The sequence below is a fragment of the Nocardia sp. NPDC004573 genome, assembly GCF_053602135.1.
This window is the reverse complement of record NZ_JBSGDA010000030.1, coordinates 12,696-28,661: the sequence shown is the minus strand read 5'-3', so window position 1 is coordinate 28,661 and position 15,966 is coordinate 12,696. Positions and strand designations below refer to the sequence as shown.

The 15,966-nt window shown below is 70.7% G+C and carries 15 protein-coding genes; 8 read left to right on the top strand and 7 right to left on the bottom strand.

The window, feature by feature from the left end; all coding sequences use genetic code 11:
* On the bottom strand, positions 1–1,347 hold the full coding sequence (locus ACWEKR_RS31340) for an MFS transporter (RefSeq protein ID WP_452357536.1): 1,347 nt from the start codon (positions 1,345–1,347) through the stop codon (positions 1–3).
* Positions 1,348–1,606: 259 nt separating this feature from the next.
* On the opposite strand from ACWEKR_RS31340, the gene ACWEKR_RS31335 reads away from it, so the two are divergent.
* Both ACWEKR_RS31335 and ACWEKR_RS31330 read left to right on the top strand, forming a co-directional pair.
* A complete protein-coding gene (locus ACWEKR_RS31335) occupies positions 1,607–2,560 on the top strand; it encodes an AraC family transcriptional regulator (protein ID WP_452357535.1) in 954 nt (317 codons plus the stop codon).
* Positions 2,557–2,979 carry an acyl-CoA thioesterase gene (locus ACWEKR_RS31330; protein WP_452357534.1) on the top strand — a complete coding sequence of 141 codons (423 nt, stop codon included), beginning with the start codon at positions 2,557–2,559 and terminating at the stop codon, positions 2,977–2,979. Before ACWEKR_RS31335 ends, ACWEKR_RS31330 begins: the two co-directional genes overlap by 4 nt.
* Before the next feature lie 18 nt (positions 2,980–2,997).
* Here the strand turns inward: ACWEKR_RS31330 and ACWEKR_RS31325 are convergent, their stop codons facing one another.
* The 3 genes from ACWEKR_RS31325 to pdhA form a co-directional block, all read right to left on the bottom strand.
* A complete protein-coding gene (locus tag ACWEKR_RS31325) occupies positions 2,998–4,425 on the bottom strand; it encodes a dihydrolipoamide acetyltransferase family protein (protein WP_452357575.1) in 1,428 nt (475 codons plus the stop codon).
* Between the two features lie 66 nt (positions 4,426–4,491).
* On the bottom strand, positions 4,492–5,475 hold the full coding sequence (locus ACWEKR_RS31320) for an alpha-ketoacid dehydrogenase subunit beta (RefSeq protein ID WP_452357533.1): 984 nt from the start codon (positions 5,473–5,475) through the stop codon (positions 4,492–4,494).
* Positions 5,472–6,584: a pyruvate dehydrogenase (acetyl-transferring) E1 component subunit alpha gene (pdhA, locus tag ACWEKR_RS31315; RefSeq protein WP_452357532.1), complete on the bottom strand. Its 1,113-nt coding sequence runs from the start codon at positions 6,582–6,584 to the stop codon at positions 5,472–5,474. The genes ACWEKR_RS31320 and pdhA overlap by 4 nt, the downstream gene beginning before the upstream one ends.
* 147 nt (positions 6,585–6,731) lie before the next feature.
* Here pdhA and ACWEKR_RS31310 point away from each other — a divergent pair, with 147 nt between their 5' ends.
* Both ACWEKR_RS31310 and ACWEKR_RS31305 read left to right on the top strand, forming a co-directional pair.
* Entirely contained in the window at positions 6,732–7,223 is a 492-nt protein-coding gene (locus tag ACWEKR_RS31310; protein ID WP_159839290.1) for an Lrp/AsnC family transcriptional regulator, read from the top strand.
* A gap of 101 nt (positions 7,224–7,324) precedes the next feature.
* Positions 7,325–8,131, top strand: coding sequence for an SDR family oxidoreductase (locus ACWEKR_RS31305; protein WP_452357531.1), 807 nt, complete (start codon positions 7,325–7,327; stop codon positions 8,129–8,131).
* On the opposite strand, the gene ACWEKR_RS31300 is transcribed toward ACWEKR_RS31305, so the two are convergent.
* Positions 8,077–9,393: a benzoate/H(+) symporter BenE family transporter gene (locus tag ACWEKR_RS31300; protein WP_452357530.1), complete on the bottom strand. Its 1,317-nt coding sequence runs from the start codon at positions 9,391–9,393 to the stop codon at positions 8,077–8,079. The genes ACWEKR_RS31305 and ACWEKR_RS31300 overlap by 55 nt on opposite strands.
* A gap of 187 nt (positions 9,394–9,580) precedes the next feature.
* Between ACWEKR_RS31300 and ACWEKR_RS31295 the strand changes: the two genes are divergently transcribed.
* A complete protein-coding gene (locus ACWEKR_RS31295) occupies positions 9,581–10,387 on the top strand; it encodes a sulfurtransferase (protein WP_452357574.1) in 807 nt (268 codons plus the stop codon).
* A 14-nt stretch (positions 10,388–10,401) separates the two neighbouring features.
* Here ACWEKR_RS31295 and ACWEKR_RS31290 read toward each other — a convergent pair whose 3' ends face one another.
* Positions 10,402–10,764, bottom strand: coding sequence for a hypothetical protein (locus tag ACWEKR_RS31290; RefSeq protein WP_452357529.1), 363 nt, complete (start codon positions 10,762–10,764; stop codon positions 10,402–10,404).
* Between the two features lie 148 nt (positions 10,765–10,912).
* Between ACWEKR_RS31290 and ACWEKR_RS31285 the strand changes: the two genes are divergently transcribed.
* The 3 genes from ACWEKR_RS31285 to ACWEKR_RS31275 all read left to right on the top strand — a co-directional run bounded on the left by ACWEKR_RS31285 (position 10,913) and on the right by ACWEKR_RS31275 (position 15,572).
* A complete protein-coding gene (locus ACWEKR_RS31285) occupies positions 10,913–13,729 on the top strand; it encodes a DEAD/DEAH box helicase (RefSeq protein ID WP_452357528.1) in 2,817 nt (938 codons plus the stop codon).
* Positions 13,726–14,493, top strand: coding sequence for an SWIM zinc finger family protein (locus ACWEKR_RS31280; protein WP_452357527.1), 768 nt, complete (start codon positions 13,726–13,728; stop codon positions 14,491–14,493). The genes ACWEKR_RS31285 and ACWEKR_RS31280 overlap by 4 nt, the downstream gene beginning before the upstream one ends.
* Before the next feature lie 284 nt (positions 14,494–14,777).
* Complete coding sequence (locus tag ACWEKR_RS31275; protein WP_452357526.1) at positions 14,778–15,572, top strand: helical backbone metal receptor; 795 nt, start codon at positions 14,778–14,780, stop codon at positions 15,570–15,572.
* Here the strand turns inward: ACWEKR_RS31275 and ACWEKR_RS31270 are convergent.
* Positions 15,560–15,964 carry a DUF3224 domain-containing protein gene (locus ACWEKR_RS31270; protein ID WP_452357525.1) on the bottom strand — a complete coding sequence of 135 codons (405 nt, stop codon included), beginning with the start codon at positions 15,962–15,964 and terminating at the stop codon, positions 15,560–15,562. The two genes, ACWEKR_RS31275 and ACWEKR_RS31270, sit on opposite strands and share 13 nt — an antisense overlap.
* Between the last annotated feature and the right edge of the window lie 2 nt (positions 15,965–15,966).

Below are 15,966 nucleotides of genomic sequence, written 5' to 3'. Positions count from 1 at the left end.
TCAGCGGGGCGTGGCGACAACGCCCGCGTATACGCAGCACAGCAGTACGGCGATCAGTGGCACGACCATTGCCGTGGTCAGCGACACCACGGCGGTGAGCCAGCCGATGATCGTGGGACCGGCAAGCAAGCCGAGATAGCCGACGCTGAACACCCGCGACATGTCGGTAGCGGCCGTGCGGGAGCCCAGATTTCCCGCCGCGCTGAAGATCTGCGGGACGCCACCGGCTAGTCCGAGCCCGGTCATGGCCCAGCCGAGGAGCGTCAGTGGAATCCACGGCGAGACGACGATCACCGCCAAGCCGACGGCCGCGAGGAGCGAGCCGTAGCGCACCACCGCTACCCCGCCGAAAACATGGCTCGTCCGGTCGGTGCCGAGCCGTCCGATCGTCATCGTGGTCGAGAAGGCGCCGAAGCCCAGCGCCGCAGTCGCCGCGTCCGCGCCGAGATGGTCGCGCAGCTGCAACGCGCTCCAGTCGGCGGCCACGCCTTCGGCGAGCAGCAGGGCGAACGCTAGCGCTGCCAGCGCTAGCACCTTTCGGCTGCGAGCGCGGGCGTCGAGGGTCGTAGCGGGACCGCGCAGCGCCAGGTCAGGTCCGGGGCCGTCCAGCGGCTGCGCGATGGAGGTGGCCTCGGAGCCGCTCGGCGTGATGTCGTGCCCGGAGGAACCGCCCGCGCCCCGCGGGCTGCTCGCGTCGTGGTCCGCCGCTTCCGACGAGGTCAGGTGGACGGATGCGCCCCCGTGGGACTCCGGCGTTTCCACCCCGGATGTAGTCTCCCGCAACAACCGCGGCACCAGTGCGAGGGTGAGCGCGACACCGGCCGCCGCGGCGACGACCAGGGTCACCCGCACATCCCAGCCCGCCCGCAGCGCGGCCGCTCCGAGCAGTGAACCGAGCAAGCCGCCGCCGGAGAACAGGGCGTGGAAAGCGGCCATGATCGGCCGCCGGTAGGCCCGTTCCACCAGCACCGCTTGGGTGTTCATCGACACGTCCAGCGCACCGTTGCCGAAACCGAAGCAGGCCAGGGCCAGCGCCAAGCCGAGCGGGCCGGTGGCGAGGCCGGGTCCGACCACCGCCACGGACGCGATACACGCGGCCGTGCCGACCAGCGCCCTGCTGCCGAACCGATCGGCGAGCGGACCGGCCAGCCGCATTCCGGCGATGCCCGCACCGGCCATCAGCAGGATGAACATGCCCAGTGTGGATTTCGAGACGTCCGTGCGGTCGGTGATGACCGGGATGTGCACCACCCACATGGCGAGCAGGAAGCCGTTCAACGCGAAGACCATGAACACCGCGGCGCGCGCGACGCGGACCGGGCGATCGACCGTCGGGCTCAACACCATATCGACGGTACCGAGAGAACATCCGCCGCGGCCGGCCTCGCCCGCGGAACCGGCCCAGGGCATCGTCGACCTGGTCGTGCGGCCGTGCGGGACGCTCGACACTGCGCGTCACGTCCGCGAGCGAGTCTCTTTCACTATGTCGAACGTCACATATGGTCAGAACATTCCAGGTCCCCGTGATGGGTGCGGCGCGCAAGGGGTCAAGACGGGTCATGGCTTACCAGCCCGTGATCATGCGCGATCGTCTACCGTGGACAACGTGGATGCGCTCGCCACTCTGCTCGAAGGCCCTCGCGCTCGCGGCGCGTTCCTGATGTGTTCGCTGCTGAATCCGCCGTGGTCGCTGCGCATCCAGGACGAGGCCCCGCTGACCGTGCTGTCGATGATCCGCGGCGGCGCGTGGATCGTCACCGACGAGGGCGCGCCGCGCAGGCTCGGCGCGGGCGACGTCGCCGTCTTCCGCGGACCCGCGCCGTACACGGTGGCCGACGACCCGGCGACCGAACCGCAGATCATCATCCATCCCGGTCAGGTGACGAAGACGCCGGACGGCGAGATCCTCTGCGAGACATTGAGTCTGGGTGTCCGGCAGTGGGGGACCGATCCGGACGGCGCGACGCTCATGGTGACCGGGACCTACGAGTCCGCGGGCGCGGCCGGTCTGCGCCTGCTGCGCGCGCTCCCGCCGGTGCTGGTGTTGCAACGCGGCGAGTTCGACAGCCGGGTGCTCGACATCCTGGTCGACGAGGTGACCAGGGACCAGCCCGCGCAGAGCGCGGTACTGGACCGCCTGCTGGATCTGGTGCTGATCGCGGCGCTGCGCGCCTGGTTCGCTCGCAACGACGCGCCCGCCTGGTACCGCGCGTACGGCGACCCGCTGGTCGGCAAGGCTTTGCGCCTGTTGCAGCACAATCCGGCGCACGGGTGGACGGTCGCGGGCCTGGCCGAGGCGGTGGGAATGTCGCGGGCCGCGTTGGCGCGCCGGTTCACCGATCTGGTGGGCGAGCCGCCGATGGCCTTCCTCACCGAATGGCGGCTGGCGCTGGCCGCCGACCTGCTGCAGGAGTCCGACGCCACGATCGAGGCCATCGCGCGGCAAGTCGGCTACGGCAGCGCGTTCGCGTTGAGCACCGCGTTCAAGCGGCACTTCGGCGTCTCCCCGCGCGACCACCGGCTGGGCGTCGCCGCCGCTGAGCTATCGTCGGCCGGGTGACGCAGCAGTATCCGGTGCTCTGGCCGGTGCCGACTCGATGGGCCGACAACGACCACTACGGGCACGTGAACAACGTGACCTACTACTCGTACTTCGACACCGCGGTCAACGCGTGGTTGATGCACGCCACCGGAACCGACATCCGCGACCTGCCCGCGCTCGGCGTGGTGGCGCAGACCTCCTGCCGGTATCTCGGCTCGATCAGCTTCCCGGACCAGTTGCAGGTCGGCCTGCGCATCTCCCGGCTCGGGCGCTCCAGCATCACCTACGATCTGGCCATCTTCCGCGAGGCCGACGGCGCGCTGGAGCTGTCGGCCACCGGCGTCTTCGTGCACGTCTATGTGGACGCCGAGACTCGCAAGCCGGTCGAGATCCCGGAAGTCATCCGCACGGCCGCGGCGGCGCTCGTCACGGACTGACGGCCGCGGGCACCGGCGTCACGCGCGGCTGAGCAGAGTGAGCGGGTCTTCCAGGAAGCCTCCGATGCCGGCCAGGAAGCGGGCCGCGAGCGCGCCGTCGATCATGCGGTGATCGAAGCTCACGCCGAGGGTGGTCACCCACCGGATCGCGATCTCGTCGCCCACCACCCACGGTCGCCTGCCGATCGAACCGAGGCACAGGATCGCGGCCTCGCCCGGATTGACCAGCGGAACACCGGCGTCCACGCCGAAGACGCCGACGTTGGTGATGGTGAACGTGCCGCCGCGCAGGTCGGCGGGTGTCGCGTCGCCCGCGCGGGCGGTGTCGGCGAGCCAGCCGATTTCCCGGGTGAGGTCGCGGAGGTTGAGCGTCTGCGCGTCTTTGATGTTCGGGACCAGCAGTCCGCGCTCGGTGGCCACCGCGATGCCGAGATTGACGTAGTGCTTGGTGACGATCTCCCCAGCGGCCTCGTCCCAGCAGACGTTCATGCCGGGGAAGTCGGCGAGCGCGGTCAGCGTCGCCTTGGCGACCAGGGCCAGCGGGGTCAGGGGCAGGCCCGCGAAGGATTTCGTGCCGCGCAGATGATCGAGTAGTTCCATCGAGGCGGTGCAGTCCGCGGTCACGAACGTGCTGGCCTGCGGGATGGTGCGCGCGCTGGTCAGCATCGCCGCGGCGGTGCGTTTGCGGATGCCCCCGATCGGGGTGCGTTCCTCGCGCGCGGACGGCCGGACCGCTTCGGCCGGGACGGTGGCCGGTGCGGTCGGACGCGGCTGCGAGACGGGCACCGCGCCGCGCACGTCCTCGACGGTGACCGCGCCGCCGGGCCCCGAACCCGCGATGAACCACAGGTCGAGGCCGAGTTCGCGAGCCAGTTTCCGCGCGGCCGGCGTCGCTGCCGCGCGCGCCGCGCCGAGCGCGGTCTCCCGTCGCCGCTCGTGCGGCTGCGAGGTCGGGCTGTCCGCGCCGCCGGATCGGGAAACCTCGAGCTCCGCCGCCTGATCGCCCGCGGCGTCGGATCGCGGAACTTTGGGCTCTGCCGCCTGATCGCCCAGGGCGTCGGATCGCGAAACGCCGGGCCCCATCCCCTCCCCGCCGTCCGTCCGCGAGACGCCGGACCCGACAGGAGGGCGCCGCCGGGACGTCGCCTCCGCCTCGGGGCCGTAGCCGACCAAGACCGAAGTAGGGCCCGTCTCGCTCGTGTCGTCGGCTCCGGCCGCTTGGACGCGAATGAGTGGCGCCCCGACCGCGACGGTGTCGCCCGGCCGCGCCAGCAGTTCGATCACCCGGCCTGCGAACGGCGACGGCAACGACACGACCGCTTTGGCCGTCTCCACGTCGGCGATGGGCTGATTCAACTCGACCGTGTCGCCGACCGCCACCGCCCACGACACCAGTTCGGCGTCGGTCAAGCCCTCCCCGAGGTCGGGTAGCCGGAACTCCAGCACGGACGCCGGAAGATTCTGGCGGGCATGGTTTTCCACGCGGCACCTCTCACTACGGCGAAGCCCGCCTCACGCGGCGAGGGAACGGTCGACCGCGTCCAGAATGCGGTCCGGGTCGGGCAGGTGGTGCTTCTCGAGCTTAGCCGGGGGGTAGGGGATGTCGAACCCGCCGACGCGCAGCACAGGCGCTTCCAGGTGATAGAAGCAGCGCTCGGTGATCCGCGCGGCGATCTCGGCCCCGAGTCCGGCGAACACCGGTGCCTCGTGTGTGACGATCAGCCGCCCCGTCTTCCCGACCGACTCCTCGACGGTGTCGAAGTCGATCGGCGAGAGGCTGCGCAGATCGATCACCTCGAGCGTGTGTCCTTCCCGCGCGGCGATCCGCGCGGCCGACAGCGCGGTCGCCACGGTTCCGCCGTAGGCGACGACGGTCGCGTCCGAACCCGTCGTGCACACGCGCGCCCGATCCAGGGGCAGGCCGCCGTCGCGGTCGAGCGCGGCGAAGTCGACGTCGGCCTTGTCCCAGTACCTGCGCTTGGGCTCGAAAAAGATCACCGGGTCGTTCAGCGCGATCGCCGCGCGGATCATCGAATAGGCATCGGCAGGGTTGCTCGGTGTGACCACGCGCAGCCCGGCAGTGTGCGCGAAATAGACCTCGGGCGATTCGGAGTGGTGCTCGACCGAGCCGATGCCGCCGCCGAACGGTATGCGAATAGTCAGCGGCGCGTGCACTTTTCCCTGTGTCCGGTAATTGATCTTGGCCACGTGCGAGACGATCTGGTCGAACGCGGGGTAGACGAACCCGTCGAACTGGATCTCGCACACCGGCCGGTAGCCGCGCAGCGCCATGCCGAAAGCCGTTCCCACGATACCCGATTCGGCCAGCGGCGTGTCGATGACGCGGTTGTCGCCGAAGTCCTTCTGCAACGTGTCGGTCACCCGGAACACCCCGCCGAGACGGCCGATGTCCTCGCCCATCAACAGGACCTTCGGATCATCCTCCAGCGCGCGGCGCAAGCCGGTGTTGAGCGCGGCGGCGAAGGTGGTGATCATCGCGGGACTCCTTCTCCTCGTGCGGAGGAGCCGCCGGGATCGCCGGCCAGATACTCCGCGTACGCCCGCCGCTGTTCGGTGATCAGCGGATGCGGGGTGGTGTAGACGTGGTCGAACAGCTCGCTCGGCGCGGGATCGGGCAGGCCGACCGTCGCGGCGCGCACTGCCCGGGCCACCGCGTCCGACCGGTCGGCGACCCGGCGTGCGAACGCGTCGTCCCAGTGGCCCTCGCGCTCGAGCAGCCTGCGGATCCGATCGATCGGATCGCGTCGCGCCCATTGCTCGGTCTCGGCGGCCGAGCGGTAACGGGTGGGATCGTCCGCCGTGGTGTGCGGACCCATCCGGTAGGTGAGCGCCTCGATCAACGAGGGGCCGCCGCCGGAGCGCGCCCGCGCGATCGCCTGCCTGGTCACGGCGAGCACGGCGAGCACATCGTTGCCGTCGACCTGCTTGCCCGGCATGCCGTAGCCGTACGCGCGGCGGGCGATCGGCGTCGCGCTCTGTACCCGCACCGGCGCGCTGATCGCCCACTGGTTGTTCTGGCAGAAGAAGACGACGGGCGCGCTCCAGGTCGCGGCGAAACCGAGCGCTTCGGCCAGATCACCCTGGCTGCTGGCGCCGTCGCCGAAATAGGCGATCGTGGCGATCTCGGCGCCGTCCAAGTGGGCGGCGAAGGCGTATCCGGTCGCGTGCAGACCTTGGGAGCCCACGACGATGTTGGGGTTGGTCATGTTGACCGCGTGCGGATCCCAGCAGTGATGGGCGACGCCGCGCCAGAGCCGGGTCAGATCGGTGGGCGGCACGCCGCGGCAGTAGGCGACCGCCGTCTCGCGGTAGCTGCAGAACACGTAATCGTCGGGATGCAGCGCGTGCGCGGAGCCGACCTGGGCGGCCTCCTGCCCGAGCAGGGGCGCCCACAGGCCGAGCTGGCCTTGCCGTTGCAGCGCGGTGGCCTCGACGTCGATGCGGCGGGTGACCACCATGTCCTCGTACAACGCCCGCACGTGCTCCGGCGCGACGTCGGCGACCAGCGCGGCGTGCTCGCGATCGAGGACCCGGCGACCGTCCGGCTGGACCAGCTGCACCGGGAATTCGGTCTTGCCCGGCATGGGCGATCACCTCCTCACCAGGTCGTCAACGCACAGGATGTGGTCTACCTCACAGCATCCACCCCAATGCGGACTGCGCAAGTGGCCGACCGGCGGATGAGCAGAATGCTCAATTCGGCACCCCCGCGTGATGTCATACTGCGTGGTATGACCAGAGAAAACGTCGGCGTGAGCCTGGACGCCACCGACGCCAGGCTGTTGCTGGAACTGGTCGCCAACCCCAGGGCGACGGGTGTGGAACTGGCCACGCGGCTCGGCCTGTCCCGCAACACCGTGCAGGCCCGCTTGTCCCGCTGGGAGGCGGGCGGCGTGCTGGGCAGCTTCGAGCGGCGCGTCGAGCCGCGCGCGCTGGGCTATCCGCTGGCGGCGTTCGTCGCGGTCGTCGTCGATCAGCACCGGCTGGACTCGGTGGTGGACGAACTAGCCGAGGTGCCCGAGGTCACCGAGGTGTGCGGCATGACCGGACTCACCGATCTCACGGTGCGGGTGGTCGCCCAGGACGCCGACGACCTGTATCGCATCGCCGGGCAAATCCTCAAGATCCCCGGCGTCGAGCGGACCAACATGGCGCTGGTGATGCGCGAGCTGGTCGGTCCGCGCACCGCCCCGCTGCTGGACCGGCTGGCGAATTCCGGCTGACCACCGGCGCGGCATTCCGGCCGCCGCTCTTCGCCACCGCGGCCCGGGCGGTGTCGCCGGATGCTCGACAGCGGGCCGGTGCGGCCCCGCTAGGGTGTGGGATGGAGATTTCGGGCAAAGTTGCCATTGTCACGGGGGCAGGCGCGGGGATCGGGGCGGCGCTGGCCGCCCGGCTCGTCGCCGCCGGTGCGCGTGTAGTGATCGCCGACCTCGACGAGGCGAGCGCGGCGCGAGTCGCGGAGTCTCTCGGGCCCGGAGCGGTCGCGGTCGGCGGGGATGTGGCCGACGAAACGGTGATCCGCACGTCGATCGATCGTGCCGAGGCGGAGTTCGGGCCGGTCGACCTGTATTTCGCGAACGCGGGAATCGGCGGCGGCGCGGGTCTGGACAGTACCGACCAGCAGTGGTCGGCCGCGCTGGAGGTCAACGTGCTGGCCCACGTCCGCGCCGCGCGGCTGCTCGTTCCCGGCTGGCTGGCGCGGGGCGGCGGTTACTTCGTCGCCACGGCGTCGGCGGCGGGCCTGCTCACCCAGCTCGGTTCGGCGCCCTACGCGGTGTCCAAGCACGCGGCCGTCGGTTTCGCGGAGTGGCTGTCGGTCACCTACGGCGACCGAGGGGTCCTGGTGAGCTGCGTGTGCCCGATGGGCGTGGACACGCAGTTGCTGGAGGGCGGCCTCGTTCCGCCCGAGCACGCCGCCGAGGCGGAACTCGCGGTGAAGGCGGTCAAGAGCGCGGGGGCGGTGCTGTCCCCGGAGGAGGTCGCCGAAATCGTGCTCGCCGGGGTGGCCGAGGAACGCTTCTTGATCCTTCCGCATCCGGAAGTGCTGAAGATGTACCGCCACAAGGGCTCCGACTACGATCGCTGGCTCGACGGAATGCGCCGCTTCCAAGCCGCGCTCCGGGCGTAGGCGGCCCCCGGCCCCGGCGCGCGCTGTGGTCGGCCACGGTCCAGCTGCTCCCGTTCGGTCTGACGCAACACTCTGCGCACGACGAGCCCGGCGAGCAATCCCCAGAAGGCCGCGCCGATGCCGGCGAAGCCGACGCCGGAGGCGGCGATGAGGAAGGTGACGACGCCCGCCTCGCGGTGTTCCGAACGCAGCGCCGCGCCGAGCGCGGTGGCCAAGGTCGCCAGCAGGGCCAGGCCGGCCACGGTTTCCAGCGTGCCCGCCGGAGCGGTGGCGATCAGCGTGACCAGCGCGGCCGAGCCCAGTGCGAGCACGAGGTATATCCCGCCCGCGGTGAACGCGGCGACCCAGCGCCGCTTCGGGTCCGGGTGCGCGGCGGGCGCGGCCGACAGCGCGGCGCTGATGGCGGCGAGATTGATCGCGTGCCCGCCCGCGGGCGCGCCGACGACGGTGCCGAGCCCGGTGACGGTCATCGCCGCGCGCCATGGCACGCGGTAGTCGAACGAGGCCAGCACCGCGGTGCCCGGAATGTTCTGCGACGCCATGGTGACGATGTAGAGCGGGATCGCCACGCCGATCAGCGCCTGCCAGCTCCAGTGCGGCACCGTCAGTTCCAGCCGTGGCGCCATCGCGCCGACGTCGAGGTGCCGGTGCTGCACCGCGATGCTGATCGCGGCCCCGATCGCCGCCGTCGCGAAGGCCGCGATCACGGCCCAGCGCTGCGCATACCGTTGCAGCACCAGCCAGACCACGATCACCGGCGCCACCACCGCCGGACTCGTCTGCACCGCGCGGACCGGCGCCAGGCACAACGGCAGCAGCACCCCCGCCAGCATGGCCTGCGCTATCTCCACCGGGATCGCCGCGACCAGCGCGCCCAGCCGCTGCCACAGTCCGGTGACGACGATCAGCGCTCCCGTCACCACGAACGCCCCGATCGCGGCGGGCCAGCCGCCCGCCACGGCGCCCGTCCCGGCCAGCAACGCCGCGCCCGGTGTGGACCAGGCGAGCGTGATCGGCATCCGGTAGCGGTAACTCAGCGCCAGCATGCCGATCGCCTGTGTGAGGCACAGCGCGAGCAGGCCCGACGCGGCTTGCGCCGAACTCGCCCCCACCGCGGTCAACCCGCTCAGCACCACGGCGAAGGAACTCGTGAACCCGACCAGCGCCGTCACCGCGCCCGCGCTGATCGGCGGCACGAGCCCGGCCCGCGACCGTTCGGGTTCCCCGGTCGCGGTGGTTTCGGCAGTGGAAGTGTTCGACATCGGTCGGATATTGCCGCTGGTCACGAGGGCGTGTCGCCTGCCAGTGCGCCGAAACTGGCCTGACTTGGCCGGCGCGGGCGGCACGCGGCACGAGAGTTCGGCGACATCGGCACATCCGGGTGCGTAGGGTGGGGGAGTCGGTGCGCGAGGACGCGATTCGGGACGAGGAGCTGAGTTGAGCGCGGTACTGATCTCTCCGGAGGAGCTGCGGGAAGCGTTGCCGGACAAGCGGCTTCGCCTGCTGGATGTGCGCTGGGCGCTGGGCGATCCGGACGGGCCGCAGCACTACCTCGCCGGGCACATTCCCGGCGCGGTGTTCGTCGACCTGGAAACGGAACTGGCCGCACCGCCTTCCCCCGCGCGCGGCAGGCATCCACTGCCGGAGCCCGCGCAGCTGGAGAAGTGCGCGCGCAGCTGGGGTTTGTGCGAGGGCGATCCGGTCGTCGTCTACGACGCCACCGGCGGCATGGCCGCCGCCCGCGCTTGGTGGCTGTTGCGCTGGGCGGGTGTCGCGGACGTGCGCATTCTCGACGGCGGGCTGCCCGCCTGGATCGGTGCGGGCGGGCCGGTCGCGACCGGCGCCGAGCCCGACCCCGAACCCGGCGACGTCGAACTGCGCCCCGGTCAGCTGCCCGTGATCGACGCGGACGCGGCCGCACGCTGGAAGGGCGTGCTGTTGGATGCCAGAGCGAGCGAGCGCTTCCGCGGTGACGTGGAGCCGATCGATCCCCGCGCCGGGCACATCCCCGGTGCGCTCAGCGCGCCGACCGCCGATAATCTCGACGCCGAGGGCCGCTTCCGGGCGGTGGAGGAACTGCGCGACCGCTTCGCCGGCTTCGGATCCGGGCCGGTGGCCGTGTACTGCGGCTCCGGCGTGACGGCGGCGCACCAAGTCGCGGCGCTCGCTGTCGCGGGCGTGGAGGCGGCCTTGTATCCCGGGTCGTGGTCACAGTGGTCGAACGATCCGAAACGGCCGGTCGCGACGGGTAGCTGACCCGCGAAGTGGACCTACAGCCAGGCGCGGGCCAGGAGATCGTCGTCGGTGACCTCGCTGGCCCGGGGCGGGAACCGGGTGGCGGCGATCGACTCGATATGCGTTCCGTCGTGCCCGATCACCCAGGAGCCGCCGCGCTCCTCGCATTCGGCGATCTTGGCGAAGGCGGTGAGCAGGAACGTGATCGCCTCGCGCGGGTCGGTGGTGCGGGCCAGCCGCTGGGATTCACCGGGTCTCGACAGGTCCAGCCACACGCCGCACTGCCCGTCGAGCCGCATGCCGACGATCTTGTCGGCATGCACGAAGGTGAATTTCCGCCGTTCCCACGCGGTCGTCGGGGTGAAGCTCTGCTCGAGAACCTGGAGCAGGATCGTCATGCTGCTTCCTCCGCTTCCTTGACACCAAGCTGCGGTTGTTTGCGATGACCTGCGGATATTCCAGTATGTGCCCGTCGCGCGAAGAAATCCACAACGGTCGGGGCACTGGGCGCGCCGCCGTGTCGGACCCGCCTGCTTGGATGGGTTGATGCTGCACGGACTGTGGTCGCCGGGATCCGGGTTGCTGCTCTGGCACGACTCGCCGGTCGCCGCGCCGTCCACCGGGCTGCCGGATCCGCTGGGCAGCGTGCTGCGGGCGTCGAGGTTCCGGCACCGCACCGAGGTGCTGGTCGTCGCCAACGGTGTCGTCGCCACCGAGCGGGTGCGCGCGCACGCGATGGCCCCGGTCGCGGCGGCGGAGGCGCTGCGGCAGCGCCTGCCCGCCGGGCTGGTGGCGGGGGATCTGCGGTTTCTCGCGCACGTCGCGCACGGCATCGAACGCTGGGTGCGCGCCGGGCGTGTCGTGCCGGACCTGCGCCGGGAGGACGGCCAGTGGTGGGTGCGCTGGCGGCTGGTCGGCGGGGAGCGGCAGCGGGCCTGGCTGGCCGAACTCGCGGTCGCCATGCCGCAGGCTCTGCGGGTGGCCGGGCGTCCGGCGGCGGTGCTGGACGACATGGTCACCGAGCTCACCGATCCGATCGCGCGGTCGCTGGCCGATCCGCCGGACTCGCCGCATCCGCTGGTGGCCGCCCTGGTCGGCGACACTCCGCTGGACAACGGCAGCTATCAGGTCGCCGAGGTGCTGGAGCGTTGGCGGGCGAGCCTGACCGGTGACGAGCCGGAATTGGTGTTGCGGCTGCTGGAACCGGACGGCGAACTCGGGCTCGCCGACGAGTCCGTCGCGCTGTGGCGGCTGGAGGTCTGCCTGCGCCTGACCGGGGAGGCGCCCAGAACCGTTCCCCTGCACGAGGATCCGAATCTCGTGCGGATCGCGGTGGACAAGCTCGGCGCGGCGCGGCGGGCGTATCCGAGGTTGCGTGATCTGCCGAGCGATCCACACAGCATGGACCTGCTGCTGCCCACCGAGGTGGTGCTGGACCTGGTCGCGCACGGCGCGCACGCCCTGCACGCCGCCGGGATCCAGTTGCTGCTGCCGCGGGCCTGGAGCGTCGCCGAACCGAGCATGCGCCTGCGCGTGGACAGCGCGGCGCCCGCCGCGGAGAGCGCGGTCGGTCTGCGCGGCCTGGTCGCCTACCGCTGGGAGCTGGCGCTCGGCGACATGGTGTTGACCACGGCCGAGATGGAACGCCTGGTGCGCGGCAAGTCCGATCTGGTGCAGTTGCGCGGCCAGTGGGTGCAGGCCGATCACAAGGCGTTGGCCGCCGCGGCCCGGTATATCGCCGCGCACGCCGACGACACCCCGGTCACCTTCGCGGACATGCTGGGCGAGATCGCCGTCTCGCGGGTGCCGCAGGTGCCGATCACCGAGGTCACCGCCGGCGGGTGGGCCGGTGACCTGCTCGATCGCACGCGAGAGCCGGAAGCGGTCGCCGTGCCCGTCGGGCTGAAGGCCGAGTTGCGTCCTTACCAGCGGCGGGGCCTGGCCTGGCTGGCCACCATGAGCCGGATGGGGTGCGGCGCGATCCTGGCCGACGACATGGGGCTCGGCAAGACCGTCCAGGTGCTCGCCTTGCTGGTGCACGAACGCGAGGCGCCGGAGGCGACCGAGCCGCCGGGCCCGACTTTGCTGGTGTGCCCCATGTCGGTGGTCGGCAACTGGCAGCGCGAGGCGGAACGGTTCGCCCCCGACCTGCGGGTGTGGGTGCATCACGGCGTGGGCCGGCGGGCCGGGGCCGAACTCGACGAGACGGTCGCCGCCGCGGATCTGGTGGTCACCACCTACGCGCTGCTGGCCCGCGACGCCGAGGAACTGGGCAGGCAGCACTGGGACCGCGTCGTCCTGGACGAGGCGCAGCACATCAAGAACGCCGGTACGCGGCAGGCGCGGGCGGCGCGGTCGTTGCGTGCGCGGCATCGGCTGGCGCTCACCGGCACCCCGGTGGAGAACCGGCTGGAAGAGCTGCGCTCCATCATGGATTTCGCGATGCCGAAGGTGCTGGGCAGCCCGCAGTCGTTCCGGGCTCGTTTCGCGGTCCCCATCGAACGCGAGCGCGACCAGAACGCGATCAGCCGGCTGCGCTGGCTCACCCAGCCGTTCGTGCTGCGCCGGGTGAAGACCGACCCCACGGTGATCAGCGATCTGCCCGAGAAGCTCGAGATGACCGTGCGGGCCAATCTCACCGTCGAGCAGGCCGCCCTCTACCAGGCGGTCGTGGATGACATGCTGGCGAAAATCAAGGACGCGAAGGGCATGGCGCGCAAGGGCGCCGTGCTCGGTGCGCTCACCCGGCTCAAGCAGGTGTGCAACCATCCCGCGCATTTCCTGGGTGACGGGTCGAGCGTGCTGCACCGCGGGGCGCACCGTTCCGGCAAACTCGCTCTCGTCGAGGACGTCGTGGACGCGGTGCTGGCCGACGGCGAGAAAGCTCTGTTGTTCACGCAGTTCCGGGAATTCGGCGAGCTGGTGGCGCCCTACCTCGCCGAGCGGTTCGGCGCCGAGATCCCGTTCCTGCACGGTGGCGTGCCGAAGAAGAAGCGCGACGCGATGGTCACCCGGTTCCAGACGCCGGACGGCCCGCCGCTGATGTTGTTGTCGCTCAAGGCGGGTGGCACCGGCCTCAACCTCACCGCCGCCAATCACGTGGTGCACCTGGACCGCTGGTGGAATCCCGCCGTGGAGAACCAGGCCACCGACCGCGCCTTCCGGATCGGCCAGCGGCGCAACGTCCAGGTGCGCAAGCTGGTCTGCGTGGACACGATCGAGGAGCGGATCGACGAGATGATCAACGGCAAGCGGCAACTCGCCGATCTGGCCGTCGGCGCGGGGGAGAACTGGATCACCGAGCTGAGCACCGACGAACTGCGCGACCTGTTCACCCTCGGAGCGGCGGCGGTGGGCGAATGAGTCCGTTCGTCGACTACTCGGAGTACGGGAAGAAGCTGCCGGTGCGCGGCGGTGTGGAGGCGCGCAGCAGGCGCGGCGGGTTCGGGCGCACCTGGTGGGGCAAGGCGCTGGTGGAATCGGTCGAGCGGATGGCGGAGCCGGGCCGGTTGGCGCGCGGCCGCAACTACGCCAGATCCGGTCAGGTGGTGAACTACCGGATCGAGCCGGGCGTGGTGACGGCGGAAGTGCAAGGCAGTCAACCGAAGCCCTTCACGGCGGTGTTCACCGTGCGCCCGTTGCGCGATGACGAACTCGAGGCGCTCATCGAGACCATCCGCGCGGCTCCCGGCATGCTCGCCGAGATCGCCTCGGGCGCGTTGCCGACCGGACTCGGGCCGCTGCTGCTGCCGAGCACCGCGGCCGACCTCGATTTCACTTGCACCTGCCCCGATCCCGGTTGGCCGTGCAAGCATGTGGCGGCGGTCTGCTACCTGCTGGCCGAGCGGCTCGACGAACGCCCGCGCGAGATCCTGACCTTGCGCGGACTCGACCTGGACACCTTGATCGGCGGCATCGAACGCGAGCCGAGCCCCGCCGTGGACGACGACCCGTACGGCGAGAACATCGCCTTGCCGGATCTGCCCACCGTCGAATTTCGTGCGGCCCCAGAAGATCTGGATCCGATGCTGCTGCGCAGGGCGCTGCGGATGACCTCGGCCGACGAGACCACCGCCGCGACCGGCCTGCGCGAACTCACCGCCCTCTACCGGCTGTTCGACCGGTGACGTTGGTCGGCACCCAGCATCGGGGCTGTCGGTTACCGCCGGTCTGTCGGGGCGGGATCGATACCGGCGGAGCGAAGGGACCGGAGACTTCCCGACGCCGGGTGCCGCTATCCAGTCTCGCGCCGCGCGACCCGATGCGGAACTGCCCCAGTAACGCCCGGACGCTGCCCTTGCGCCGAACTTGCCGAACCGTCACCGCGCTTCGCCGGATCGTCGCACCCACCTCCTCCGAGTCGAGAAAAGTGATCCGACCTGCGTAAAACCCGCTGTTATAGGCTGACGGTGTGGCAGGAAGGAGCCCAGCGGCCGGGTCGCCCCGCGACGACCTCGGTACTCCGGTGGATCTGCGAACACCCCCGCGCCGGGTGGTGTCGCTCGTTCCGTCGCTGACCGAGGCGGTGGCGTGCACGTGTCCGGAAGTCTTGGTCGCCGCCACGCAATGGTGCACACATCCAGCCGATCTGGCGGTCGAACGTGTCCGTGGCACGAAGAATCCGGATGTCCGCCGCATCGTCGAACTCGCCCCCGAGCTGGTGTTGTGCAACAAAGAGGAGAACCGCCGCCTCGACGTCGAACGTCTGCGCGCGGCGGGAATTCCGGTGTGGGTGACCGAGATCGAGACCGTCGAGCAGGCCATGGTCTCGCTCGCCCGGCTGTGCGTGGAGGCGCTCGGCGTCGACGTCCCGGCTTGGCTCACCGAGGCCCGGTCCGCTTGGTCGGCACCGCCTCCTGAACCGGCGCGCGCCGCCGTCATCCCGGTCTGGCGGAATCCGTGGATGGTGGTCGGACGCAACACTTTCACCGGCGACATCGCGCACCGCCTGGGCCTGCGCCTGGTGCACGACGATCGCCCCGATCGCTATCCGCGCGTCACGGAGAGCGAGCTGATCGACGGCGTCGAGCTCGCGGTACTGCCCGACGAACCCTACGTCTTCACCGAAAGCGATGGACCGGAAGCGTTTCCGGATATCCCGGTCGCTTTGGTCGAAGGCCGCGCCCTCACCTGGTACGGGCCGTCATTGGCGACTGCCCGCGAGACTCTCACCGCGCAACTGGCCCGCGCGACTCACAATTCGTAGTCGAACCACATGTGGTGTGTGCCGTCGGCGTCCACATGCAGTCCGCCTGTGCCCGTGATACCCGCGAGGTCGCCGGTGCCGCTGCCGGGCACGATCACGCAGAATTCGTTCGTACGGTCGGCCCCGCTGGTGCTCGCGACGTGGAGGAAATCGAAGGTGCCCGCGACGCCGTCGAGCGTGCCCTCGAACGACTCCATCGCGGTGTAGCTGCCCACACCGGTGGCCTGGTCGAACGCGGCGGTGAACACGGTGGACGAGCGGCCTTCGATCGCACCGCCGAATTGCTTGGCGATGAGGGCGACGCCGACCGGCAACGCGGTGGTGATCGTGGGATCGGGCACCACCTCGGTCGGGACGAAGGAACTCACGGAGAACGTGCCGGTGGCTTTCACGC